The organism is Aliivibrio sp. S3MY1 (assembly GCF_028765575.1).
In the GTDB taxonomy this organism is placed as follows: Bacteria; Pseudomonadota; Gammaproteobacteria; order Enterobacterales; family Vibrionaceae; genus Aliivibrio.
The window spans coordinates 39,711-64,079 of record NZ_JARACO010000009.1 but is presented as its reverse complement, the minus strand read 5'-3'; the positions used below and the strand labels follow the sequence as shown (position 1 = coordinate 64,079).

The 24,369-nt window shown below is 36.1% G+C and carries 21 protein-coding genes; 8 read left to right on the top strand and 13 right to left on the bottom strand.

Translation table 11 applies throughout. The features are described from left to right. Nucleotides 1–42 precede the first annotated feature (42 nt). The 3 genes from PVK62_RS08040 to PVK62_RS08030 are packed head-to-tail and all read left to right on the top strand — an operon-like array spanning nt 43 to nt 2,826. Nucleotides 43–492, top strand: coding sequence for a hypothetical protein (locus tag PVK62_RS08040; protein WP_192957906.1), 450 nt, complete (start codon nt 43–45; stop codon nt 490–492). After that, entirely contained in the window at nt 489–1,514 is a 1,026-nt protein-coding gene (locus PVK62_RS08035; RefSeq protein WP_274440651.1) for a hypothetical protein, read from the top strand. The genes PVK62_RS08040 and PVK62_RS08035 overlap by 4 nt, the downstream gene beginning before the upstream one ends. Further along, complete coding sequence (locus PVK62_RS08030; RefSeq protein WP_192957908.1) at nt 1,495–2,826, top strand: toprim domain-containing protein; 1,332 nt, start codon at nt 1,495–1,497, stop codon at nt 2,824–2,826. The genes PVK62_RS08035 and PVK62_RS08030 overlap by 20 nt, the downstream gene beginning before the upstream one ends. Before the next feature lie 45 nt (nt 2,827–2,871). Here the strand turns inward: PVK62_RS08030 and PVK62_RS08025 are convergent, their stop codons facing one another. Together PVK62_RS08025 and PVK62_RS08020 are read right to left on the bottom strand one after the other, a co-directional pair. After that, nucleotides 2,872–4,287, bottom strand: a complete 1,416-nt coding sequence (locus PVK62_RS08025) for a thioredoxin fold domain-containing protein (protein WP_274440652.1) — start codon at nt 4,285–4,287, stop codon at nt 2,872–2,874. A gap of 3 nt (nt 4,288–4,290) precedes the next feature. Continuing rightward, nucleotides 4,291–4,800 (bottom strand): hypothetical protein, encoded by a 510-nt coding sequence (locus tag PVK62_RS08020; RefSeq protein ID WP_192957910.1) that lies wholly within the window; start codon nt 4,798–4,800, stop codon nt 4,291–4,293. A gap of 59 nt (nt 4,801–4,859) precedes the next feature. Here PVK62_RS08020 and PVK62_RS08015 point away from each other — a divergent pair, with 59 nt between their 5' ends. The 5 genes from PVK62_RS08015 to PVK62_RS07995 are packed head-to-tail and all read left to right on the top strand — an operon-like array spanning nt 4,860 to nt 14,220. Beyond that, nucleotides 4,860–5,432 (top strand): hypothetical protein, encoded by a 573-nt coding sequence (locus tag PVK62_RS08015; protein WP_192957911.1) that lies wholly within the window; start codon nt 4,860–4,862, stop codon nt 5,430–5,432. Continuing rightward, a complete protein-coding gene (locus tag PVK62_RS08010) occupies nt 5,410–6,438 on the top strand; it encodes a hypothetical protein (RefSeq protein ID WP_274440653.1) in 1,029 nt (342 codons plus the stop codon). Before PVK62_RS08015 ends, PVK62_RS08010 begins: the two co-directional genes overlap by 23 nt. Nucleotides 6,439–6,493: 55 nt before the next feature. Then, complete coding sequence (locus tag PVK62_RS08005; RefSeq protein ID WP_274449363.1) at nt 6,494–7,495, top strand: hypothetical protein; 1,002 nt, start codon at nt 6,494–6,496, stop codon at nt 7,493–7,495. After that, the gene (locus PVK62_RS08000; RefSeq protein ID WP_274440655.1) at nt 7,492–8,841 is read left to right on the top strand and encodes a hypothetical protein; all 1,350 of its coding nucleotides are present in this window, start codon (nt 7,492–7,494) and stop codon (nt 8,839–8,841) included. The genes PVK62_RS08005 and PVK62_RS08000 overlap by 4 nt, the downstream gene beginning before the upstream one ends. A 12-nt stretch (nt 8,842–8,853) precedes the next feature. Next, nucleotides 8,854–14,220, top strand: coding sequence for a hypothetical protein (locus tag PVK62_RS07995; protein WP_274440656.1), 5,367 nt, complete (start codon nt 8,854–8,856; stop codon nt 14,218–14,220). Nucleotides 14,221–14,284: 64 nt separating this feature from the next. On the opposite strand, the gene PVK62_RS07990 is transcribed toward PVK62_RS07995, so the two are convergent. The 11 genes from PVK62_RS07990 to PVK62_RS07940 form a co-directional block, all read right to left on the bottom strand. Beyond that, nucleotides 14,285–16,348, bottom strand: a complete 2,064-nt coding sequence (locus PVK62_RS07990; protein ID WP_192957916.1) for a hypothetical protein — start codon at nt 16,346–16,348, stop codon at nt 14,285–14,287. 413 nt (nt 16,349–16,761) lie between these two features. Beyond that, nucleotides 16,762–17,751 carry a hypothetical protein gene (locus tag PVK62_RS07985; protein WP_274440657.1) on the bottom strand — a complete coding sequence of 330 codons (990 nt, stop codon included), beginning with the start codon at nt 17,749–17,751 and terminating at the stop codon, nt 16,762–16,764. 383 nt (nt 17,752–18,134) lie between these two features. Then, entirely contained in the window at nt 18,135–19,091 is a 957-nt protein-coding gene (locus PVK62_RS07980; protein WP_274440658.1) for a DUF932 domain-containing protein, read from the bottom strand. A gap of 311 nt (nt 19,092–19,402) precedes the next feature. Next, nucleotides 19,403–19,732 (bottom strand): hypothetical protein, encoded by a 330-nt coding sequence (locus tag PVK62_RS07975; protein WP_274440659.1) that lies wholly within the window; start codon nt 19,730–19,732, stop codon nt 19,403–19,405. A 79-nt stretch (nt 19,733–19,811) separates the two neighbouring features. After that, complete coding sequence (locus tag PVK62_RS07970) at nt 19,812–20,906, bottom strand: LPD29 domain-containing protein (protein WP_274440660.1); 1,095 nt, start codon at nt 20,904–20,906, stop codon at nt 19,812–19,814. A gap of 227 nt (nt 20,907–21,133) precedes the next feature. Further along, entirely contained in the window at nt 21,134–21,457 is a 324-nt protein-coding gene (locus tag PVK62_RS07965) for a hypothetical protein (protein ID WP_274440661.1), read from the bottom strand. 36 nt (nt 21,458–21,493) lie between these two features. Continuing rightward, nucleotides 21,494–21,838, bottom strand: coding sequence for a hypothetical protein (locus PVK62_RS07960; RefSeq protein WP_274440662.1), 345 nt, complete (start codon nt 21,836–21,838; stop codon nt 21,494–21,496). Nucleotides 21,839–21,864: 26 nt separating this feature from the next. Then, entirely contained in the window at nt 21,865–22,455 is a 591-nt protein-coding gene (locus PVK62_RS07955; RefSeq protein ID WP_192957923.1) for a hypothetical protein, read from the bottom strand. 8 nt (nt 22,456–22,463) lie between these two features. Beyond that, nucleotides 22,464–22,925, bottom strand: a complete 462-nt coding sequence (locus PVK62_RS07950) for a hypothetical protein (RefSeq protein WP_192957924.1) — start codon at nt 22,923–22,925, stop codon at nt 22,464–22,466. Nucleotides 22,926–23,112: 187 nt separating this feature from the next. After that, nucleotides 23,113–23,481 carry a hypothetical protein gene (locus PVK62_RS07945; protein ID WP_192957925.1) on the bottom strand — a complete coding sequence of 123 codons (369 nt, stop codon included), beginning with the start codon at nt 23,479–23,481 and terminating at the stop codon, nt 23,113–23,115. Between the two features lie 168 nt (nt 23,482–23,649). Continuing rightward, nucleotides 23,650–24,366, bottom strand: a complete 717-nt coding sequence (locus PVK62_RS07940) for a hypothetical protein (protein ID WP_192957926.1) — start codon at nt 24,364–24,366, stop codon at nt 23,650–23,652. Nucleotides 24,367–24,369 lie beyond the last annotated feature (3 nt).

Genomic DNA, 24,369 nt, shown 5'->3' with positions numbered 1-24,369 from the left:
TTACTAATGTAACCATATTATAAATAAAATATGGTTATAGCAATGGATATAGATAAATACACAACGTATAAGTCACAATATTTAGAACAGTACAGTCAAGATGTTCTCGCAATTTGGCATTCATTCGAAGAAAAAGAAACATGGACGCTAAATAGTGAAATTCATGATATTGCTAAAATATTTAACAATCTGCCTTCAGTTTGTCGCTATCCTCTGAGTGATAAAACAGAGCATGCTCTCGCTGATCTAATAGGATTAATTGCTTACCTTCCTTTCACTGAATCTATCACCGCAATGGCGTGGTGCGGTTTTAATAGTGACGCTTGGGGAACCGCTATTTACGAATATGCTTACACCACCTATAACGAATCTATAGAAAAAAACACACTAGTTAACAATCAAATAGTTATCGCTTCAAAGACTATTGTTCAAAGAGTCGAAGAAGTCGCAAAAATATCAACGTTACAAACCATTACAGGACATTCGATATGAAAATAAAAATGGCATTAATAGTGGCTTTGTTTTCTACTTCTTACGCATTTGCTGAAAAATCAGAACCGCAAAAAACTTGGGCTATAAGTCCATCTAATTCATGTGACTCTTTAACTATAACTCTCCCCTCTCCAGCTATTGATTATGAATGCGATATTGATACTACGAGTGGGAACCCTTCAACATGGTTCAATCCAATGGCAAGCTGTAACATGGATTTTGATTTGATTGGGCTCCCTACTCTTGGTGATATAGCCGCAGGGTTAACAGGACAAGTATGTAGTGAACTAAATGCTATCAAAGATAAAACCATAGATGATTTGTTTGGTGACGATGATAACGGAGGTAATAGCGGTAATGGAAATGGTCTCCCTAATCCCGACCCAATACCTACAGAACCAGAAGATGAAATGTGTTACACGCAAGATAGTACAGGAAAAAATATTATTGTTCCTTGTTCCATAACAGACAATGGACCTTCAAGTCCAGATACCTGTTATTTAAAAGAAGGGGATGCTTTCTCGGATGAATGGAGAAAAATTAAATGTAGCCGTCCGACCGTTGACTACGAGATGTGTGTAATTGGTTATGAGACGGACGATGAAACAAAACAAATTAAACGATACCCCGATGGGACGCCTATTCCAATAGTAGAATCCTGTAAGAATTTGCCAGCCAATATGAATCTTGGTTCAGCTTGTTATGTCAGCGGTTCAAGCATAGACAATACTGGCAAACGTGCCGTTGAATGTGGTCGAATTGATGGGCCAGTGAGTCAATACAATCGCATGTGTAAACAAACAACAAAGTCACTATCAGGGCAATTGATAACAGAAAGCGTAAACTGCATCGAAGTTGATGAAACTTGTTACGGTCATTTAAACGGTATTTTTAAAGCCGCATCATGCAGCGTTCATACTGATAATTTTTATAAACAATTACCTGAAAGTAATAGCCCCAATCAAAAATCAAATAGCCCTTCAACAGAAGGCAGGGGGATTGATGATTCTTGGGAGTGGTAAAAACATTATTGTTGAGAGTCCAAAGATTGCGGCTCTTTTACAGCATAATTTATTTAAACTAGGGGTAATTACAAGTGTAATGGCCACTTCTGGCCACCTATATGATTATACGTTTCATAATAATAATATTGTTCAACAACCAATAAACAAAACCATTATTGAAGATTTAAGAGCGCTAAATGGACAACCAATAATCATAGCAACAGACCCCGACCCTCAAGGAGATTTAATCGCTGAACATATTAAAAACTTAACACCTGACTCTGAGCATGGACGTTGTATCTTTAATGATATTAGTGAAATAGGCATTACTTTAACTTTGAATCGATACAATAAAGGCGAGTTTGATTTTGATCAAAACCAAGCACTCAAAGCCGCATTGATTAAAGTGACTAATTTACATATGCGCAAAATGAGCTCAAAGTCGAACCGTAATAACTATCTAACAACCACAGGGATCTCTTTAGCAAAACAATTTGATGCTGTAGGGCGAATAAACCAAGTCCAACAAAGAGGGTTTAATGTAGAAGGCGTTCAACATGTTTGTAATGTACCCACACAATGGCATGATGCAAATGCCGCAACTAAGGTTAACCCTACGATTACCCGAGATTTAATCACGGATAGAGCTCTATCAGGTAGAAAATTGACTGTAGCAGAGGAACTTCAAGATGCATTCATTAACGGTAGAATTAGTTATACTAGAACTGACTTTAAATTCTTACCAAGTATCGCTGATCAAACGTTAAGTGAATACACGCTATCAGGAGAGCTTATTCATCATGAGCAACACCTCGACTTTCAAAGTAACACTGCTCATTATGCTATTTATAATCTGGCTCACCCGATTACCCCCATAGAATATCTAATTAAAGAACAAAACCGCACATCATTGAATCATAGCTTTAATGATTGTTCAGTAATGCATTTTGATTCGGGAAGTGTTCTTGCTCGAACGGGTAGTTTTATTAAAAATGAGCTTACTCTTTCACCACAAAATGAAATCGCTTATCTATTAGCGTCATCAAAAGACACAAGTCCTTCAAACATCGAATTATCTGCTAAAAAATATTCCACACTCTTCTTTAACGGTAATCATTGTAATACTAAATTAATATCCTCTACATTAAAGCAAGCTGAAAAACATTACCCAAAATTGATTGAGTTCGGCTTAAACCACGTCCTAAATGAACTCATCGTACAACAAGAAAAGAATATTGATTCTGATATCCAGATCAAACCTGAAAATGAATTAAGAACCGTAAAACTAGATAATATCATCGAAGAAATAAACACTAACTTCAGCATATAAAAAAAGCCCCATCGAGGGGCTTTCATTAATCTTGTCACTCTATAACTACAGCATTCCCCACTTAGATAGCAAAGAACTCGCTGGGAAATATCCACGAGCTACATTACCTTCATCATTAATAATAATAGGGGTTTCCCTGCTTGTTAAGATATCTCCTATTACCTTATAGATAAAAGAGACTTGCTGGCACTTTTCAGATGGTAATGACACACCATTTCCGCTTAAAACTTTGCTTTTATATAGTGTAGGATTTGACAACAGTGTATCAAATAACTCACCCTTTTTACTCGGTAATTGACACTGCGCTAAAGAGTTATTCTTACCAACTGCGGTCAATTCTCCGTTGTTCATATACGATGCTCGACCATAAGGGAATACACGAACAGTGACACCAGCATCAAGGTATTTCTGTGTTTCATCATGAAGTTTTCGACAATAAGGACACGTAAAGTCAGAAATAATCGTAATGCTTCGTTTCGCATTAGGAGCTTCATAGACAATTAGATCTTTATCGTCCAATTGGGGGATAAGTTTTGAAGCATAAACTTCGCCACATTTTTTCATTACACTTTTTGATTTCATGCTTTGGTATAAGTGATACATCTCAGCGTAAGAATTTGCGCCTAGCGATACAGTTAAACACTTATCTTCAAACGCTGTATCTGAAAGTGATAACGAAGAGGCCATATTCAATAAGTCAGGGGCTATATTAAGCTGCTGATTCAATCCCATAGGAAGCTCAGTAAATTTACTATTGTTACTCATTGAAGAAGCGCGTATATCTGTATCAACAGCGATTGAATTCATCGCTGCTTTATTGGATTTATGATTAATTTCCTTTGAATTTGTGGCTACAGGTAAGGCGTGAGTCTTACTAACACTTGCCTTTTGGATAGAAGATCCCTTATCTTCATAGCTTTTAACTATCCGCTTGTGGTTTTTTCCATCTAAAAATGAATTCACACCATCAAGCCGAGCAGAACGTAAAGCTAATAAATGACGACTCGCACTATTAATTTCCTCTTGAATTAAATCTGACAGTATTAAGTTATTATCGATATCAAGAAGTCGTCCATCCAACATGTAAGTTCCTGTGCTATCAACAAAGAACATATCATCACCAATTACGGCAAGATAAAGTGGTGCTCCTTTAATGTTTTTCAGAAAAACATGACGCTGAAATTGAGCTGTTAATTTCGCTTCTAATTCGCCAATACTCAAAGGAGTTAATGCAACATCCTCCTTTGCCTCTAATAAATCAAAAGCATCGCTCGCTATAAATGGATCTGCATTTATAGCTTTAACGGGTACGGGTAAAGCTCCTGAAGACTGCTCAGCCTTTAAACCATAAAAAGTATTGAAGATGACATAAATAAAAGCAATAAAGCCAAACACACTAACAATTACAAGTGATTTACTCAATTTGCTATTTACCTGAACAGTCTCTTTTTGATCATCCATAAATTAATCCTCGAAAATCTGTTTTTTTGTTATTGATATTTGCTCATTTTGCCCTTCAATCGCTTCACTATCTGGCGACATATGATGAAGATGCAAAACAATACAAGCTTGAATTTCCAGTGCGTTTTTTCTTCTTAAAGGGAGTCGAATAGTTAATTCACTTCCAGATAGATGAATCTCTTTTTCCATTCCTACCGCAGTTCTGTATGAGCTTACATGCTCTTCATCAACGTGATAATGAAGAGATAAGTAATTTAAACTTATAGAAAAGCATTGAAAATCTATTTGAGAAAACTTGGACCATAACTCATCAGGAACACCAATATGACATTGAGTATTATCAGATTTAAAACCAAAGTAGTTCGAAAGTGAGGGTGAAAAAGTCATTATTTTATTTGATAGGTCGATATCGTTCTGTAAAGCAACAAAAAGTGTGATATCAGCCCTAGAACAGAGAGAAGCATAAACAGCAGGCTTATACAGTGGGGTCAAACTCGGGTTAATTACATTCATTTGTTTTATAATTCACATACGTATATATTGTAATCAAACATTACGCATAAGAGAGCAAAATGTCAAAGATAAACCAAACAATTATTGAGTATGCTCATAAGCAGTGCGACTTGCTCCGCATAAATAAGGCTGATTTAAAATATGCTGGATTAAACCTAGAACAAGCATTGGAATTGGGTTATTTGACTGCCGATGTTGTTTTCCAAATGCAACATTTAGCAAGCATTTTCAAATCATTTGTAAATGAATACGTCGTTATAAATGAAGGTCGAGATGAAATAGAAATTTATTCTGTTTATGAAAAAGACATGGCTACCGATGAGCAAATCGGAATATTAAATTCATATTATCAGACTCACCATAATCGTTTTACAGAAGCCGATAATACCTTAACTACTTTTCTCTTATATGCATCAGTTAGAAGCGCATTATTTAATCGAAACGATATCAATCAGAGACGACTAGGGTATGCAAAAATGCTGACCTCATTGGATGAGGGTGTTGTCATTGTCGATCATGTTACGGCAACAATGCGTAACTTAAGATTGCCAAACAAGATGTTACATGTCGAGTTAGGCCACTCTATTCCTGAAGAGGTTAATATGAATTATGAAACGCCAACTATCGAATAGCATTACCTCATTCATAATTGTAGCGGCACTGGTTATAAGTCCTGTGACTTATAGCTTTTTCTCCCCTATTTGGTTTATCACTGATTTTATTCGTGATGGTAACTGGTGGTTGAAAATGACTAGAGAAGCCATTTTTCAAGACGAACGCATGAGCAATCATAATGAAATAATGGAGCAAGCTAAAACTCTTTCTGAAGGGCTAAATGATCAAAAAAATGCCAATCAATCAGCAGAAATACAAGCGAAAACATCAGCAATATCCATCACTGAAAACAATTATTCTGAAGAGCGCTACTCTGCACCTTTTCAGAGTAAAGAAACATGCAAGGTAATTAATGAGAGCTTAGACAAGGTCAATACAACTTTAAGTGAAAGTTGTAATTTTGAAAAACAAAAAGAAGAAAGCACATTCCATATAATCACTGGTGCGATGAATAATGAAACTCCAACAAACATTAGTTTCTTTAATCACATAAAAACTGAATCAAAAAATAGCTCTCAAAATGGAAAAGACAAACAATTTCTCGAAACCTTCAGTATGCAGCTTTCTGATACATCCCAAATTCTAAATAATTACTCGTTACTAAATGAAGACGAACTAGTTAAGGCCAGTAACTTTATTGAATTAATTTTTGGAAGCGATATACGAACACCATCAGCAGAACAAATTTCTTTAATTGGATTACCACAAGGTCCGATAGAGCTTCAGCAATTAAGAAAATCACTCCTTTATAAAGGGTTTATTGACGACTCATTAAAACGAAGAACGCTTATAAACAATAAGGCGAGAGATGCCGCTTTCATTAATGATGGTTCAACACTGGCTCATTCAGAAAGAATCGAATCACTTAACCAAGTGCAAATGACTCCAGAGATAACGCGCCATCTGGCTCTTTATTATAGTAAATCACTAAATAGCACATTAACTAAATTGGAAAAAAGCCTAAGAAGCGAAACCTTACAGGCTTTAAAGTTGAAAGATATAAGGATAAATCATGAAGACTAAAAGAAGCTGGCCACCTGAAGGATTTCGCTCTCCTATTGAATTTCGGGATTGCAGTATGGATAAACTCGTCCAACTCAATAAATCAAAACAGATAGAGGCGAACAATATACATCTAAAGTTTGGAGACCTCTTCTCTGAGCAACTGAACAATAAAATAGCGTCGAATTATCATCATATTGATAACCAAGGTAACGATGCTTTTTATATGCGCATGGAATCTAATAAGGACATTAGTTACGCCACAGGGGATTATTCTGAGCGCCCTTCTTCTAATTCTAGCTATGTTGAAAATACAATACATACGACTATTGAAGGAAGTAAAGTAAAAACAGCACAGCAATATATCGAAGAATTAAGAGAGGAATTAGCCAAGGCTCAAGCTGAATTAGAATTAGAGCTGGGCGGTCTTAACCAACAAAAACAAGAATCAGAGCCAGTTCAGGAACAAATAAATCCATCTAACAATAATATGGATCCTTCAAGACAATCCATAAAAGAAGAAGAAAAAGAACAAGACCTAAATAAAAACGCTTCAAACCCAACGATAGGTCAGCTTATTGCAGCAGCGATCCATAGTAAAAGAAATCAATCACCCAAGAGCACTAACAGCACTAACTTCCCGTTAAAAAATGCCCTTAGTGAAAGTATCCCAGAGCAATGTATTAAAATGCAGGCATTAGTAAGTCAGATAGCCTCACCGTCTTCTTTAACAAAAGAAGAACTCGCAAAAAAAACCAATGAGTTTAAGAATTCAGCCATAAAGCTTGGGCAGTCAATAATGAGTGAAGTAAAGCAAGGCTTATTTATGAATGACAATAACAAACTTGCTCATATGGAAAAACTTAAAAAAGATTTAGAGTGCGTTCAACCTCTTCTTGATCACATCAATAAGAAAGCACCTGAATTAAATAAATTGTTCGAAAAATCAGGGACCGACTTAAATGCTGACTCAATAAGCACCAAGCTTAAAGACATCACAAATCAAGTTAAGCAATCACTATCAACAATGATAACAGCCCTATCAAGAAATGGTTCTGAGATAGGAATGAAATTATGAGTATGTTGATCCCAAAAAATGAAACCGCAACTTTAATTAAAAGTCTTCCTTCAGCCATATATTCAAGCACGATATATCAAAAATTAGCTGGTAAGCCTCTATCAGAAATTATTAAAGCTCAGTTTATAGATGTTGATTGTGAGCAAGAAGAGCTAAATCTGAACTACCTTTTAAGACTTGGTTATATCGACAATGATAAAAAAATGATTTGTGCTTGTATGCATGAAGAAATTTTCTATCTTCATGATCTAAGCGGCTTAACTCCAGAAACTACCATCTTTGCTGATATAGAGTTAAAACAATACTGCCATAACAATGCTATCGCTATCTTTAATCTTAATAGTGAAATAATCATAGCTGCATCTAATTATGAATTAGTAGAAAAATTACAAGGTATAAATGAAGAATCACAAACAATAATTGATGATCCTCTTCTTTCATTTATTCAATCATGTACTTTCTCTACTTTTCATTTAATCGGGTCAACCAAGCAGCAGTGCATAAAAGCGATGACACAGAAAAAGATAAAACTAACTTCTACTGTTACACTTGAAGGCATTTATGCCCCCTTAAACTTATTACTTCATGAAATTGAAGAAAATAATAGCTTTTCTGTTCAAGCTGAACTTAATTCCAAGACCAATGAGATCCTTCAATTATCAACATTCAAGCATGAGAAATTATTTACTGAGAGTAAATGTCAAAAAGATACAAGTTTAGGCTTAGCATTAAAAACACTGAGCAATTTATATTATTCTCTCAATGAGAATCAAATGGATAACACTACCTCATTAATCCATTTTTCAGGAAAACACTCTACATTGAAGTGTAAAATATCTCAGTACAATACAAACAATGATAATAAAATAATCATGCTTAGTTTCATTAGATTTATGGATGATTCCCTTTCATTGCCAACCTTTCACTACACACTTACAACACCAATTAAAGACTTACTGATTCAAGCCAAAATAAAATTCAAAGATGGTGAGTCGGTTGTTTTGTGTCTACCTAAAAAATACTGTTTACAAATTGCTAGTACTGTACTGATCGTTGAGGCTATCAATTTATACAAACAAGGAGGGTTTGCTTTTGCAATTAATACAGACGCCTTCGATTATCAAGGAAAATCATTTAGTCCTGTTAATAAAAAAGTATTATCAGCACTAACTACCCTTGAGGATCTAATTGTAAATGCCGTTATCTATGGCCCATTAAAAACAGCAAACGACATTAGTAATGCTGAAATACTATTAGAAAACCTACACAACGTCATCGCAGTTACCTATGCGAATAAAGAACATTTACCCCCTCACCTTAAGCGCTGCGCTATTCAAATTAAATAAAGGATTATCAATATGAATGAAATCAAACACGATACCATTGATACTTTAAGCAAAGTGCTTCAAGGATCAAGAGATGACCTAAATATTCCCTCGGCCTTAGATTCATCAAAAACAATAAGATTGCCTTATGTTGGCGATAAGGGGAAATTTACAGAATATTATGGAATGACATTTGGGCAACTTGGAGGACGTGTTGAGCAATTAAAAGTTCCACCTCAAATTCCAATGTTAAAAAACATCGCGAATGCAGCATTAAGATACAGTGCAAGTGCAATGTTGCCCGTTAACCATAGCTTTCATAATGAGGTTCGTCGCTTACATAGCAGCCTTATTTCTATCAACAAATCCGAACGATCCAAACAAGAAAAAATAACAGATAAAAATAAAGCGCTCGTAAAAATAAACAAAGCATATTCAAATCGTTTTTCTAAAAAAAATCCAAACAACGAATATAAAAAAACAAGAGAATTAGCAGAACAACTCGTTAATGAGTCAATAAATGAGCTAGAACGGTTAGACCAACTCGGGGTATATAGCCGATCAGATGCCCTAAAACTTGCTAATGGTTACTTATCCATTTTTGAATCAAACGTTATTGTAAAAAGTACATCAGACGTTGAGAAATTATTAATACAAGAATTTTTATATAGTGAAGATTCACAAGTTGCTTTTTTGAAAAAAAAATTCAACTCAGATAACCCACATGTATATTTGAAAATGTTATTAGAACAAAACATCAGTGTCTTTGATTCTGCGGCAAAAGAAGCCAATATCGATGCCGATGCTATGATTGACCTCATTGAACTTAGCGAAAATGATTCACCTGTTGATAATTTAGCAACATCTATTTCGAAAAAAGCTGCATTAAACGCGAAAAAATCAGTTCGAGGTGCGTTTAACGCTTACATCAAGAATGACCAAAAAAATAGCAGATTTAAGAACGTATTATTAAATGTACATATATGGAAAGGTGGAAAAAAAGAAATCGAATCTTTTTATTTTTACCCTTCCTTTGAAAATGCAAATGATCCGCACTCACGTAATGAATATACTGATTTCTTAAAAGAAGGAAATGTACCAAATGTAGTCTTTAATGAAAAATCAGTTCAAGAATTCCAGCAAAGGGAAGCTGATCGTAGCATCAAAAGACAACAAATTTTGCACGAGATTGAATTAGAAAACATTGAAAAATTAGCTAGCGCTAAAAACAATTATCTACAACAAACACCTGTAACGTCTCAGGAACAATTAAAAAGCACCTATTGGGAACAAAAAGGACTTGTCGTTGAAGCAGCTCAACATCTGACGGGATTAAGAATTGATTCTAACGGTACAACATGGCTACCACTAGATCAGTCTCTTAACGAAGAGAGAGATATAAGCACGACAACAGGTTATCAAAAAATATACGCTGAAAAAATAGAGATCAAAAGAGACGGTGAAGAAAGTGAATATCTAAATAAGATGTTTGATGGCCTTGGTGATGGTACTAAAAAACAAGCGTTCTATACCATTGGGAATCCTAGTGAAGCGAGCATAATCATTACTAATGAAGGCATCGCAAATGGTTTGCATGCTTACGTTGAATCAAAAAAACGCGGTCTTAATGCATTAGTGATTTGTGCAATTGATGCTGGAAATATAAATCACGCAATACGTGCTGCCCTCAATAAGTACCCTACACTCCCAATTATAAACATGGCAGACAATGACCGCTTTAATAAACATGGCCAAGAGCGCTTTGCTCCAGCAATTTCATATACCGATTTAACAACTAAAGAAGTCGTTCGGTTGGAAAATACTGGCCTAAAAGTGGCTAAAGACTTTAAAGATGCAATTGAATTAGCAAGTGTTTTTGTTGATTTCAGTGATATTAATGGTAAAGACTTCACGAAAGAACAACAAGAAAACAAGCTGTCTGATATTGATGATTTAATTCATACATTAGAAAATCACTATCGTAGTGAAGGCGACTCAAATGAAATAGCAAGAGATAAAGCCCGAAATGAAGCTGGTGATTATTTATTACATGCGATTACAACCACACTTCAAACGAGTGTAAGCCCTAACTGGAACATAGAAAACCAGTATAAATATAAATGGATCCCTACCGATATCAATTTAAACAAAGAACAATTTCAAAATTTTTACGACATAAAAGATTCGTTAATACATGCGTATGATTTTTTCAAAGCATCTAATAGTCAACACCTAGATTATCAAACATATTCTCAAGTAATAAAAACAGGTAGAGAGATGAACTTAATCTTCAATGATAGTTCTCCTTCAACTCAAAAGGCCCAAAAGCCAGCTCAAAAAGTAGAGACTAACTTAGTTTCAATACAGGAAATTCCATTAGTTGAAATGCACGGTCAATTACCTTTAACTCAACTCTACGAAAATAAAGAAGTTCTTCAAGAACAGATTTATGACTTGGAAAACAGAATAGATAATTTAGCTTTATCCTCTAGTGATAAAGCACAAGACAAAATTGCAAATTATGAATTAAAACTGAATTCATTAACTCAAGAACTAAAGGTGCTTCAAGATCAGATAGCTAAAGTTGAACCTGAAAAAGTCACTAAATCAACACTAAAAGTAGAGTCTGACGATTTTGTACAAAAAATGAGTGACGCTTTCTCTATCCCAAAAGAAATCCATGATTTAAAAAATAAGCTCTCTATTTTTAATGAAAGCATAGTAAAAAATGAACTGAACGAAACTGATCTGTCACTCAAGCAAACAGCAATAGAATTAAACCTCATTTTATTAGACATCAATCAAGAACCCACAATTGAGCATGATATTAATGAGACTAAATTAATAGATTTAAATTTACAGAATATTGCATTAGCACAAAACATCATTGATTCTTATCTAACGATGGATTCTGATTTGCAAGAGTCAGTACAAGCAGACGCAGCATTAATTTCATCTGCCATTGATGAGGAAATTAATAAAGTTAATAATATAGCGATAGCCTCTTCAACTGAGAAAACCGAAACCGAGCAATCTGCCGTGGTCGAAACCCCTGAGCTTGAATTAGCAGAAGAGATCCAGCCTCAAGTCGAGGCTGAGCAACCTGCCGTGGTGGAAACCACTGAGCCTGAAGCAACGGAAGAAACCCAGCCTAAAGCCGAAACCGAGCAACCTGACGTGGTGGAAGCTACTGAGCCTGAAGCAACGGAAGAAACCCAGCCTCAAGTCGAGGCTGAGCAACCTGACATGGTGGAAACCACTGAGCCTGAAGCAACGGAAGAAGTTCAACCTCAAGCCGAGACTGAACAATCTGCCGTGGTGGAAACCACTGAGCCTGAATTAGCAGAAGAAACCCAGCCTCAAACCGAAACTGAGCAACCTGCCGTGGTGGAAGCTACTGAGCCTGAAGCAACGGAAGAAACCCAGCCTAAAGCCGAAACCGAGCAACCTGACGTGGTGGAAGCTACTGAGCCTGAATTAGCAGAAGAGACCCAGCCTCAAGCCGAAACTGAGCAACCTGACATGGTGGAAACCACTGAGCCTGAATTAGCAGAAGAGACCCAGCCTCAAGCTGAGGCTGAGCAATCTGCCGTGGTGGAAACCGCTGAGCCTGAATTAGCAGAAGAGACCCAGCCTCAAGCCGAGGCTGAGCAATCTGCCGTGGTGGAAACCGCTGAGCCTGAAGCAACGGAAGAAACCCAGCCTCAAGCCGAAACTGAGCAACCTGCCGTGGTGGAAACCGCTGAGCCTGAATTAGCAGAAGAGACCCAGCCTGAAACCGAAACTGAGCAACCTGCCGTGGCGGAAACCACTGAGACTGAATTAACAGAAGAAACCCAGTCTAAAGCCGAAACCGAGCAACCTGACGTGGTGGAAGCTACTGAGCCTGAATTAGCAGAAGAGACCCAGCCTCAAACCGAGACTGAGCAATCTGCCGTGGTGGAAACCACTGAGCCTGAATTAGCAGAAGAAACCCAGCCTCAAACCGAAACTGAGCAACCTGCCGTGGCGGAAACCACTGAGCCTGAATTAGCAGAAGAGACCCAGCCTCAAGCTGAGGCTGAGCAATCTGCCGTGGTGGAAACCGCTGAGCCTGAATTAGCAGAAGAGACCCAGCCTCAAGCTGAGGCTGAGCAATCTGCCGTGGTGGAAACCGCTGAGCCTGAATTAGCAGAAGAGACCCAGCCTCAAGCCGAAACCGAGCAACCTGACGTGGTGGAAGCCACTGAGCCTGAATTAGCAGAAGAGACCCAGCCTCAAGCCGAGATTGAGCAACCTGCCGTGGTGGAAGCTGCTAAGCCAGAAGCAACAGAAGAAGTTCAAACTCAAGTCGAAACCGAGCAACCTGACATGGTCGAAACCACTGAGCCTGAATTAGCAGAAGAGACCCAATCTCAAGCGGAAACCGAGCAACCTGCCGTGGTGGAAGCTACTAAAGCTACAATGGAAAATATAGATAAAAAGCAATTTATCATTCATAAGGATTGGAGTTTTGCATCAACAGCGCCCGACTCGTTCCAAGCAACAATGAGTACTAATCATTTTCAACAAAATGAAATAAATATCATCAAGAAACTTCAACACGATTTGAGTGAAATTAAAAATCAATTAAACGTGATCCAAAAAATCAAACAAAACTCTCCCGTAAAACCTAGTGATAAATCTACGATATCTGAAAACAAATCGAACCAGACCCAGATCCCACAGAAGCGTTCTGCTCAAGAATTACAGCGATTATTTACCCCAGCACAATCCACTGACATTGTAATGGAGCAGAATAGTCAAATTAAACACTCTCTGGAAACAGAGGAGCAACCTACGATAAATGAAGAAAAAACATTAACAGAACTCATTAGTAAGCTAAACAATGACCTTCTAGCTAGCTATAAAGAGGATGAAATCCATAATGTAAAATTTAAACAATTAGATAATGTTCTCAAAGAAAACTTGAAAGCCATAATTGATAAAGCATTCATGGAACACGATGTGAAATCAATAACTGAACAACACAAATTAGTTGAAAGTATCAATACAATCGCAAGGCAATCTAATTTAAATCGTGGTGTATTGATCAGCTCTACAATGTCTCATGCATTATCTAATTCAACCTCAAATACGTCCTCTTACGCCATTCGTAATGTCATCTTTGATAACCTATCATTTTCAAATGACGGGCCTTTAACTAATGCAAGTATTGAGCATATTAACGGCAATATGAGCCTTGAAGAATATGTAGAATTGGCAGAGCTAACATTACCTGAAAAAGAATTTTCCGCAGCATTTGCAAGTGACTTAGATCGAATTAATAGACACAAAGAAGATAACCAAATAGAAAATAATTCAAGTATAAATATCCCTTCCAAAGAGTCTCAAATTGAAACTAATATTGGATTAAACTAATAGGGATTGAACAAAAAAAGCCTCGAAATTCGAGGCTTTTTTATCTCTTACACCAAGTAAAAAATCAATCTAAATCACTTAAGCCAAACGGATGATATGGGTGTGAAGTGTAACGAGAAAGATTACTTCTAGCGTACTTCCATATAATACTATCTCCAGATGCACCAGACCAAGAATGTTCAATCAATTCATTTACCCACGTTTCAATGTCTGATAAAAGAGTCCTATTACCCTCTTGTACTATCTTCTCATGCAACATAAACCCAGCCTTCAACGCTACAGGATTAATTCTAAGCGACTTTCTACTCGACTTTATATCATCGATTTCAGTTAGTACTTTATGAGACTCTACGTAAGATTCAGACAATAAAACAGCATCTCTAATTGTATTTAATTTAGCTATTTTATTTAATGAATATTCTTCTCTTTCATCTAACTTTGTTAACGCTGATATAAATTCCTTACTTGTAGAATCATTTTTTGAGAATGAATGAACAAATAAGCGTCTCTTTTGGCAGTCAGCAATTCGTTTATTTGAAAAAGAAACTTGCTGTTCAATTAAAGATAAAGAGTGCATATAAAAAGACTTCACATAAACCATTGTTAAATCTTTAACATAATCATCGTTAGTAAAAAGAAAATCAGGATCTTCTTTATTTTTCGATTCTATCTTTCCCCATTTTTCTGAAAAAACCTCAGAATATACATCATGATTAGAAAGTGACCTTTGTTTAATCTCATCAAGAAGAACATATTTAGTTCCCAAAGAATCATTCAATTCATCTATATTCGGCTTTAAATATACAGAATTACGATTATTGAAATAGTTAACATTCTCATCATTTACACAACAGTAACCATCGACTACAGAAAAAAATCCATTATCATTATTTAAATAAAATTTGAATTGCTCAGAGATATAGTTAAGAAAATATTCTTGAGCACTACGCATTGATATTGAATATTTAGCATTATTTTTTTCTCTCTCACTCTTACAATAAGATAAAAAGAATGCATCCCATGCTGACTCATTTACACCATAAATTGAATTATCAACGCCATCGAAATTGATGTTTTTTTCAGTAACGATAATCCCTTCAATATTTGATATAACAAAAATAATATCATCAACACTCAGTAAATAATCTGGAACGATATTATCGACGATATCAGAAAATTGTAGCTTTTCATCTTTTTTAGATTTAACAGTTTTACCAAAGTCAGCATTCTTATTATAGCCACCCTGTTTAAATTTCTTATATTCAAAATAACGTAAGAAGAAATTATATGCGTCATTATGACTAATTTTACCAACGTTATTTAAATACTGTTTTAGTAATGATGAAAACTCAGAGCTAGATGGTTCTTGAGTAACACAAGAAATATCATCAATTATTTTAAATTCAGGCCTAGCAGACAAAATTGAACGAATAAAGTCAACGGTAATTATGTTCTTTCCATTAAATTTAAAAGGGAATGAATCACAAATAGAGGTTAATATTGAAAACCCTATATAACTTGATTGTCTAGATATTTGTCTTTTTATTGATTCTATATGGGAGTTGAATTTTGTTTTATTAATAACATCAGGAAGAAAATAATATACACTTGGTTTTGTATTTCTTTTCGCTCTCTCCACCTTAACGCTAGAATCAATTGGATAAATTGACATTAAAACAGGCTTGCAATGAATATTACTCACAGAGTTAATTAAATATTGAATGCCTTCGGGAGCAATCTCACTGGAAATTACATTATTATTAATTAAGTATAAATTTGCTTGCTCATGAGTCAGAGGTAGTAATTTTGATAAATTGCATATTTGTTTCTTATCATCATTACTTATGTCTAACTTTACATTTTGCTCATATTTCTTTGTTATTATACGCAACATTGCTGGTGTCATATAAAATGAGCCAACTAAATGAGCGTCACATGGAAAATATTCATACGGAGTATATGATAATAACTTTTCATTAGTTAAAGATTCAGAGCAAAGAAATCCTTGTTTCAGCATTGTGATGTAAACATCAAACAACACTCGCTTAAATTCCATGTTATTACTAACTGAATTACTATTAAACAATGAAGTGGCTATGTCATTTACTGCCCTATCAAAATCAATCACTTTTATCTCCCGATAAACACTATATTTCCTTTACACATTATAACATGTATTAGATTGCTTACGATAAAAAAAGAAATATTAACAGATTAATTTCAAATACTTGTTGAGATGCTATATTGAAGAGGAAAAGTGAAGCGGTAGTGTGAGGGTTCTACATCTATTAGAAAATGTTTATAAATTACTTTAAGATTTTCTTATAAATACTATTAGATACCTTTATAAATGGAAATTATCATGAATTTACTTAAAAGTCAAATTGAAGTGTATTGCATTATTGTTCTATAAAACAATGTCTTATTAAAAAATGAAGAAAATGTCTTATTAAAAAATCAGACCTGAGCAAGTTATTTTTCTGAAAAACAGACAAAAAAAAGCCGCTCAACAATGAGCGGCTTATTTGATAATATTGTAAGTTATTCGGCTAGTGCATTTTGAGCTTCAAGCGCACGAGCGTTGTGTTCGTCTTTTTTCTCTACAGCATCAGCCAATGATTTAACTTTGTTAATCATTGCTTCTGGTAAGTGGATATTTCCATCAGCATCAATGCGAGTAGACATATATTTAATTAAAGACTCCATTTCATCAATTTTGCCTTTTGCTAAATTCTTCTCACGTAATCCACCACGGGCGCGAGTTACGCCCTCTGGAGCGTGAACCTTTGCAGCTAGTCGAGTTGGTTGGTTATTATCAGAATCAACCGCCTCTGTATTTACTGGCTCTTGTGAAACAGGTTGTGTACGTAAACCAATATCAGCCAATGCGTATTGAGTTGCTTTTGTTGAACCGTGTTTATTAATAAAGTTACGTGCGCGAGTTGCACTGATTTTATTATCTTCAACCAACTGGATTAATTCATCATCACCCTCAAGCAATTTAACTGAATTACAAATCACTGATTTTGAGTGACCTGTTTTATTCACGATTTCAATTAACTCCATGCCCTCATCTTGTAGGCGTTTAAATACGCGAGCGTTTTGAATAACCGTCATTGCTTTACCTTGGTTATGATTAAACGCCATCATAATCGCTTCAGCTTCGTTTTTCGGAAAAACGGCATCAGCATCGAATAAAGAATTTTCAGTAAATACATTACCCTCTGCGATTAATTCAGTAATTGCAATATGAGTATGGTGTCCACCAAGTACAGCAAAACGTTCTTCGTTATTAACTAAACATGGTTGAACTTTAAATGGTGCTGGAGCTGTTCCATTTGAGAAAGCTGTTTTTAATTGCTTAACATGGTTAGCATCAATATTACGGATGTTCCATTCAGGGCGAATATATAAAGCGTCTAAAGAAACACGTAGACCATCAGGGCGAGAACATGAAATGCCTTGGTCTTTAATTGCTTTAGTGTGTGCCTTAACGTTGCCTTTATTTAGTGCTTGGAATGTAGTAGTCATTTTGTAGCTCCTTAAATTAATGTGCTTTGCTTAACTGACAGTGTCATTATACCGCACTTTACGCAAATAACAAAGTAATTCGAGCTATATTGAAGCTATATGAGTAAATATTTTTCAGAAAAATAAAAAGGAAGAAAAATAAAGAAAAGCTTGACCGAGGAGGACTTTAGTCGATGATTATAAAATAAAGAATAGCTCATTAAAAAATCGAAAAATGTCTTATTGAAAAATAGAAAAATAAAAAATCAAATGAGATCAGGTTTAATACGGTAGGTTATTAGCCTAAAAAAATAAGCCACTTGCACATATAACCATTTTTCAGAAAAACAAAAAAAAGCCCTTACTAAGTAAGGGCGTTAAATATTAGGTAATGAGTTTATAAATTAAAGTAGGAATTGTGCGGTTTTATTTACAACAGGATTCCAAATTGCAGGTTTACGCATTAAATTCTGGATAGACTTTTCACGATCTAAACGAACGTTATCAATATTTGAAATATTACTTTCATTTACTTTGTAGTGAGTAGCCCACGCAGTTAATGAGTTATACATCGCCCAATGATTTTCACCAAGTGTCTTTTTATGGTCGGTATATAAGCGCTCAAACATATCAAACTTACTCATACTTAATTCACGCCCAACGGTAGACATATCAGTAATAATTTTATCCGCATCTTTTCTATTTAATGGTGAGTTAATTAACTTACTCCAATAATCACCCATATTTTCAAAACTAGAAACTGCGGTTGTTACTTGTCTAGTCACTTGGGCGAAATCCATTGTTCCAGTGTGGCGCACATCGAGAGATAAGAATTTTTCACCAGTAACCATGCCGTTAGTACATACGATACGAAAGCCGCCAGCTTGCACCTGAAAATTGCATGAGCCGTCATAAGAGTTCACAACAACAAGGCGTAAAATAACTTTGTCACCGCTACCGATTTGCACCATGTGAGCAGGGAAGAAATATTGACGAATAACCTTACCGCCTTTATTAACCACAGCGTCTTTAATGAATGCCCCATCCATATTAAGCACCCCATTTTCGGCAAGGGTATTAACCGCCTCATTCACTGAATCAAACGCATCAGAATTTTTAAGAAGAGTGTAACGGCTGCCATGAACAGCAATGATGTGATTAGCTTCTGAATCAAAAACGATCTGGTTATCGTTGTCGGTCATGTTGCTGTTTAAATGCTCTTTGAGTGGTTGGATATTTACATCAAAGAAAATGTTAGAATTAGTGCGATCATCAACAATCAGATCACGCCAGTTGTTCTCAGTAGCCATGCTATTGAAATCAGGTAAAACGCTGTTTGCTTCAAATAATGTCGGTGTCATAATATTGCTCCTAAAAATGAATGTGTATTGCTTAACTGACCCAGTCATTATACCGCAAAACGCCCACCACACAAAGCAGTAAAAGTGATAAAACTCGCTTAGACAGAAAAAAATACCTTATTCATTTTTCAGAAAAACAGAGGATAACAACAGCCTCAAAAGCCACTTATAGTTATTGACAGAAAACAGGACTTTGCCACATCATTTCAAAATAAGAATGTCTTATTAAAAAATTAAAGCCCATCTTCAGAAAAGGAAAAAAGAAGAAAAAAAGAAAGGCCAGTATCTCAACTAGCCCAAATAGAAACGAATTAGCGATCAATCGATAAAAGTCCTGATTTAGTCCACTTCGCTCCCATCTCAATAAGCTTATCAAGCTTCACAAAAAAAGAAGGTGCATTCTTTTTACACCACATATTAAATTCAAGTCTCTGGTTCATCTGGAGTTGATTAGTCAATGCCAGTGTAATTTCTTTTTGGGTCAGCTCCCCGACTTCTGGCATAGGTAAATCAAGCTTATCAAATTGCTTCTTATTCATGGTCGTCACGCGATCATCACTATCAATGCAAGCAAAGAAGAATTTAGCACGTCTTGATAGGTTAACTTTTTTCATTGTCTCTCTAACGATAGCCTTTCTCATAATGATGCCCTATTACGTTATTTGAACAAAGTAGATAAAAGGCCAGCTTCTCAACTGACCTAAGTATTAAAGGGAGGTATTAAGAGTGAGCAAGTTGAAAACGTTGAGCGTCATTCTTAAGGTTAAATATAAACCCCTGTCTCTGATCTGAATAAGAGCCTCGTAAAGATTGAGCATGTTTTAGTAATGCGGTTGTGCTACTTACGGCAACATCACCAGAAAGAGGAACAAGGTATTTCGCATGACGATCATGAACAATCGCCTCAAACGAGTTCATTGATATTGAATCAATCAAAACAGCCGCATGAGTATCAGGAGAGTTATACAGCTTCTTGGTTGTTTTTTGGAAAAATGGAATAATGCTTAATTCACAATGAAGTAATTTAGACACATCATCAAACTGGCACTCTTCAAAGAATACTGAATGTAATGCGCCCTTTCTGAAATTATCAACCGTGATTAGATTGGTTTGATTAGATGAATAAATTGTTGTTAGCGTATCAATCGTTTTTTGAATCGCAGCATCAGAAAATTGGCGAACGGTACTGACGCGCTCAACGCCACCAAACTCCTCATTAAATGGGCTGTATTTGTTCCCTGCTTGATACTTATCCATAATTGCATCAACCGCTTCAATGGTAGGGCCATCAACCCACTCAATTAATACACGGTGATAATCTGACTTAACAGAGAATTTATGGCCTAAGAAATTTCGTTTAAGATCTTTGCGTATATTTTTTGCAACGGCTGCACCGCCTGCGTATTTTTCGATTTGAGATAAATGAGAATAAGCTTCATCATTTGAAATCATTTCACGAGCCGTATTAAAAGCAAGCTGCTCTTCTTCCTTCTGAGATAATATCTCTTGGTCACGCTTTTGAGCGCCATAAACCAAGTTATAAATAGTTTCTTCTGAAGCTAATGCTTTGCCTTCAATGATGCCGTATTGAGTCCCTTGGCGTAATAGCGTTTCTGGGATGTGCTTCATCATATGACCAGACAAAAACACAACATTTACATGACCACCACCAACGGTATTTAGTTGGCTTACTGACTCATAAGATGAATTTTCCATACTCACGACAACCCCAAGGCCACGATTATAGAGAGACATTTCAACCCATGAACCACGAGAAATAATACCTTTGAAATTTTTAGCCGCTTGAACTGTCATGATGTAGCTCCTTAAATTAGTATGCATTGCTTAACTGACATAGTCATTATACCGCAATAAGGGGTTTATTGTGTGATGTATAGGGGTTTTAGAGGTAAAAAAAGGAAATAAAAAACTTGAAAAAAAGAGGACTTAGCTCGCATCATTTAAAAATGAAAACGTCTTATTTGAAAATCAAGGCCATGTTAGCTAATGGCCCTTATTGGTGGTGGGGGAAATGCCATTATCTAAAATGGCACATCAAAATCTAAATCAACGCTTGGCATAATGATAAGTCGTAAATCACTGATACAGCCTTTTTCAATGTTTTCTTTATGCGTGAGTAAATCTGATTTAATGATCTCCAGTTCTGCAATCGCTTCCTTTTCAAAACCAAACCGACACACATTTACTTCATGCTCATAATACATATCATCACTGATAGCTTGATCATCAATCACCGCTTTAAACCGTGCAATGCTTTCATTAATCGCCACTACGCCACACATAGGCGCATCATAGAAAGTATTAATAAAATGAGCCTTAAGCGCTCGACTGAGTGAGGTAAACATAATTAATCCTTATAGCAGCTCAAAGGCCAACTAACGCTATTCATCATCGCTCAAACATTCAGAGCATGCATTACATGAAAAACAATAACGACAACCACAATGACCGCTGCCACAATCACAGCAGTTATACAGCTCTGAACATCCCATCGCTATGTCACTATTTAAGCTCTCGCACATATTATTTAAGAACTCATCAATAACAGCCTTAACATGGTCCACCGCTTGTTCACTTTTAAACGGCTTAATCACTAGGTTAGTCGGATCCGTAAAAGTAAGTTCTTTGTTTTGTTTAAGCACATAAGCGCGAATTTGCTTAACCTTCACCGCCTTTGTTAATTCATCGCTTGAGATATGGATAGATAATTCATTTTGATTGCACATAATCATTGTTCCTTTGCTTATTATCTCTATACGTTAATCAGAGAGATGATCGCTTTAATTTGGTTGTGGTCTAATTCATTAAGGTGTAAATCAAACTTAGGCTCTTTTGATGACGCTTGAGAATGCGGCACAATCACTTCACCACGCATACAGTCTGAATTGTAAGTCTGTATCCCCCATGCTTTATAACTAACATGATGGCTTTTACCCGTTAATGGTTCGAGAGATAACACCGATTGCAGATCATTAAATAACTCGTCTTGTGCATCTAGTACCGCGACACGATCAGAGTGAACGTTTCTTAACTCGTTCAACTGAACTAATGCGCTATCAAAATGAATGAGTAGCTTTTGTTTAATATCGTGCATGATTTTATCAATCGACTTATCTAAACTGCATCCGATTGAAGCATGACGAACAAAAACATGGCGATTGGTTGGGTCAAAAAAACCAAGTGCAAACGTCGGGATTGCTCTTGTTGTATCTGAGCTAACAAAAATAACAATTCCTGACGTGTGTTTTGCAAAAAAACGATCACAATCATGCTTGTCTACACGCCACTCACTGCCAAGACAGATCACCGCCATTTTAAGCGGTTTAATTGATAAATGCCCCATAATGCCCCCTACTTCGCACTAACAACGGTTACACGCTTAAAGGGTGCGCCTGTGACCGCTCCACCACCACTAGAGTTATGATGGCTAATCTCTAAGTGACATGGAATAAAACCTGTTGAGCGCCCCACATAAAAACGACGGGTTTCCCCATAACAGTCCACCACTTCTACTTGCTTGCCCTCTAACCCATTGAGCTGAGCGCTTAACTCCGTTGGGGTCTTAATTCCCTTTTCTTTGTATAAGCCACGCGCAAGATCAACAAGCAGATTATAGAAGTTATACGCTTTCATGGTCCCTTTACGAATAGGCTTTGCTGGCAAGACCATGTTTTGTTTTGTGGTGAAAAATTCATGCATTTCATCAATACGATTTGCTACGACATCAAAACCTAAACAGCTAAATGATTTATTTTGATGACGCATTACATATAATTTTTGTTCACGATTAAGAGTGATTGTTAGTGCTGACATAATGTGTGGCTCCTGAATTTAAGTGCATTTGCTTAACTGACACTGTCATTATACCGCAATACAATTAACATGACGACAATATAACGAATAAAACAGGATAAAATTACAGCTATTTTTCAGAAAAATGAGGGGGACAAAAAAAGGCTTAAGCGCATAAACACTTAAGCCCTTTTTATGTTGTGGTGGTTTAATCCCACATTATTTTTGATTGATTTAGTGCATGTAAAAAATCAATGCGTTGTGCTGCTTTAACTCTTGGCGTGATGAAATTACGAACGCCTGACTTGCTTGATAGAATCTGCTGACTAACATGATATAAGTGGTCGATACCAAATTGATTAAATAGCCCTTTTAGAATCGAATTACGGGCCGCTCTCTTTTGCGCTTTCTTCGCTCTGGCTAAATGCGTTTGATAAATGGCTTCTGGCATATTTTCAATAGGCGCATACATTGTGCCACGCTCGGGATCACCATACATAATGTAATTGCCTTCACCTTTATAATCATTGTGAGTTTGTTGATAAATTAAGTTAATGTCGTCTTGATTGCGTTCCATAATGGACCCCTTAAATTGTGTACTTGCTTAACTGACATAGTCATTATACCGCAACTTGGTAAATTAAGTGCTTTTAATACAAGTAAAGGTGAAGGAAGTCGCAAAAAAAAACCCTCAAAAAAGAGGGCAAAAAGTCAGTCAGTTTTATTATTATCAAGGAGCAAAATTCTATCCTTTTTTACAATACTCAATGGCTTCTAGTAATTCATCAAAAGTCTCACAAGCCCCTATTTCTGAATGATTGGTTTGAAACTCTTCATAGTACGGGTTGTAAGCCAATTCATAACCATTAATGGTAAATACCGTGTCATCAAGGGAGCTAATTACATCCCCATCCCAACGGGCAGAGCCTTTGCTACTTTCACCATAATAAACATTGAAGCGCTCGTTCTTTTTAATGCAATGAGGAACACAAGCACGAGTGATTAATGGGTGGTGGTTAATCGTATAGTCATCGTATCCGTTGGCGTTCTCGACTAAAGTAAATGTGGGCTCAAGTCGAGGCGTGATATTTTCTGGAAAAATGAATTGAGTGAGATTCAGTAAAATACGTTCTTCTTTTTCGAGATCCGTTCCTTCTTCAAAATCGATTCCCACTAATTGTGTTTTTATAAACGACATCAGCTCATGGTGGTGGCCTTGCTGAACTTCTTGAGCAATAAGCTCCAGATCATGAATTGGGTTTACCTGCGACAATATTATTCGCTTACTTCCAAAAGCGTAGTGTTCAAGCAGTAATAGATGAGCGCTACAATCTTGAGTGTTCTCTTTGAACTGAGTAATGGCATCTTGTTTGGTTGCAAATTTAGGAAAGTTTTTAAATCCCCACGCTTGGGTCCATCCCTTATTAATTGGATCAAATTTTACCACTTGAAAATTAGACATGAT

Bases quoted from the DNA above. Each gene is read 5' to 3' on its own strand.
- PVK62_RS08040 (WP_192957906.1), top strand. From the start codon at position 43: ATGGATATAGATAAATACACAACGTATAAGTCACAATATTTAGAACAG.
- PVK62_RS07985 (WP_274440657.1), bottom strand. From the start codon at position 17,751: ATGACTACTACATTCCAAGCACTAAATAAAGGCAACGTTAAGGCACAC.
- PVK62_RS08010 (WP_274440653.1), top strand. From the start codon at position 5,410: ATGAAACGCCAACTATCGAATAGCATTACCTCATTCATAATTGTAGCG.
- PVK62_RS08035 (WP_274440651.1), top strand. From the start codon at position 489: ATGAAAATAAAAATGGCATTAATAGTGGCTTTGTTTTCTACTTCTTAC.
- PVK62_RS08000 (WP_274440655.1), top strand. From the start codon at position 7,492: ATGAGTATGTTGATCCCAAAAAATGAAACCGCAACTTTAATTAAAAGT.
- PVK62_RS07975 (WP_274440659.1), bottom strand. From the start codon at position 19,732: ATGAGAAAGGCTATCGTTAGAGAGACAATGAAAAAAGTTAACCTATCA.
- PVK62_RS07965 (WP_274440661.1), bottom strand. From the start codon at position 21,457: ATGTTTACCTCACTCAGTCGAGCGCTTAAGGCTCATTTTATTAATACT.
- PVK62_RS08005 (WP_274449363.1), top strand. From the start codon at position 6,494: ATGGATAAACTCGTCCAACTCAATAAATCAAAACAGATAGAGGCGAAC.
- PVK62_RS07955 (WP_192957923.1), bottom strand. From the start codon at position 22,455: ATGGGGCATTTATCAATTAAACCGCTTAAAATGGCGGTGATCTGTCTT.
- PVK62_RS07960 (WP_274440662.1), bottom strand. From the start codon at position 21,838: ATGTGCAATCAAAATGAATTATCTATCCATATCTCAAGCGATGAATTA.
- PVK62_RS08020 (WP_192957910.1), bottom strand. From the start codon at position 4,800: ATGAATGTAATTAACCCGAGTTTGACCCCACTGTATAAGCCTGCTGTT.
- PVK62_RS07970 (WP_274440660.1), bottom strand. From the start codon at position 20,906: ATGACAGTTCAAGCGGCTAAAAATTTCAAAGGTATTATTTCTCGTGGT.
- PVK62_RS08025 (WP_274440652.1), bottom strand. From the start codon at position 4,287: ATGGATGATCAAAAAGAGACTGTTCAGGTAAATAGCAAATTGAGTAAA.
- PVK62_RS08015 (WP_192957911.1), top strand. From the start codon at position 4,860: ATGTCAAAGATAAACCAAACAATTATTGAGTATGCTCATAAGCAGTGC.
- PVK62_RS07940 (WP_192957926.1), bottom strand. From the start codon at position 24,366: ATGTCTAATTTTCAAGTGGTAAAATTTGATCCAATTAATAAGGGATGG.
- PVK62_RS07980 (WP_274440658.1), bottom strand. From the start codon at position 19,091: ATGACACCGACATTATTTGAAGCAAACAGCGTTTTACCTGATTTCAAT.
- PVK62_RS08030 (WP_192957908.1), top strand. From the start codon at position 1,495: ATGATTCTTGGGAGTGGTAAAAACATTATTGTTGAGAGTCCAAAGATT.
- PVK62_RS07945 (WP_192957925.1), bottom strand. From the start codon at position 23,481: ATGGAACGCAATCAAGACGACATTAACTTAATTTATCAACAAACTCAC.
- PVK62_RS07995 (WP_274440656.1), top strand. From the start codon at position 8,854: ATGAATGAAATCAAACACGATACCATTGATACTTTAAGCAAAGTGCTT.
- PVK62_RS07950 (WP_192957924.1), bottom strand. From the start codon at position 22,925: ATGTCAGCACTAACAATCACTCTTAATCGTGAACAAAAATTATATGTA.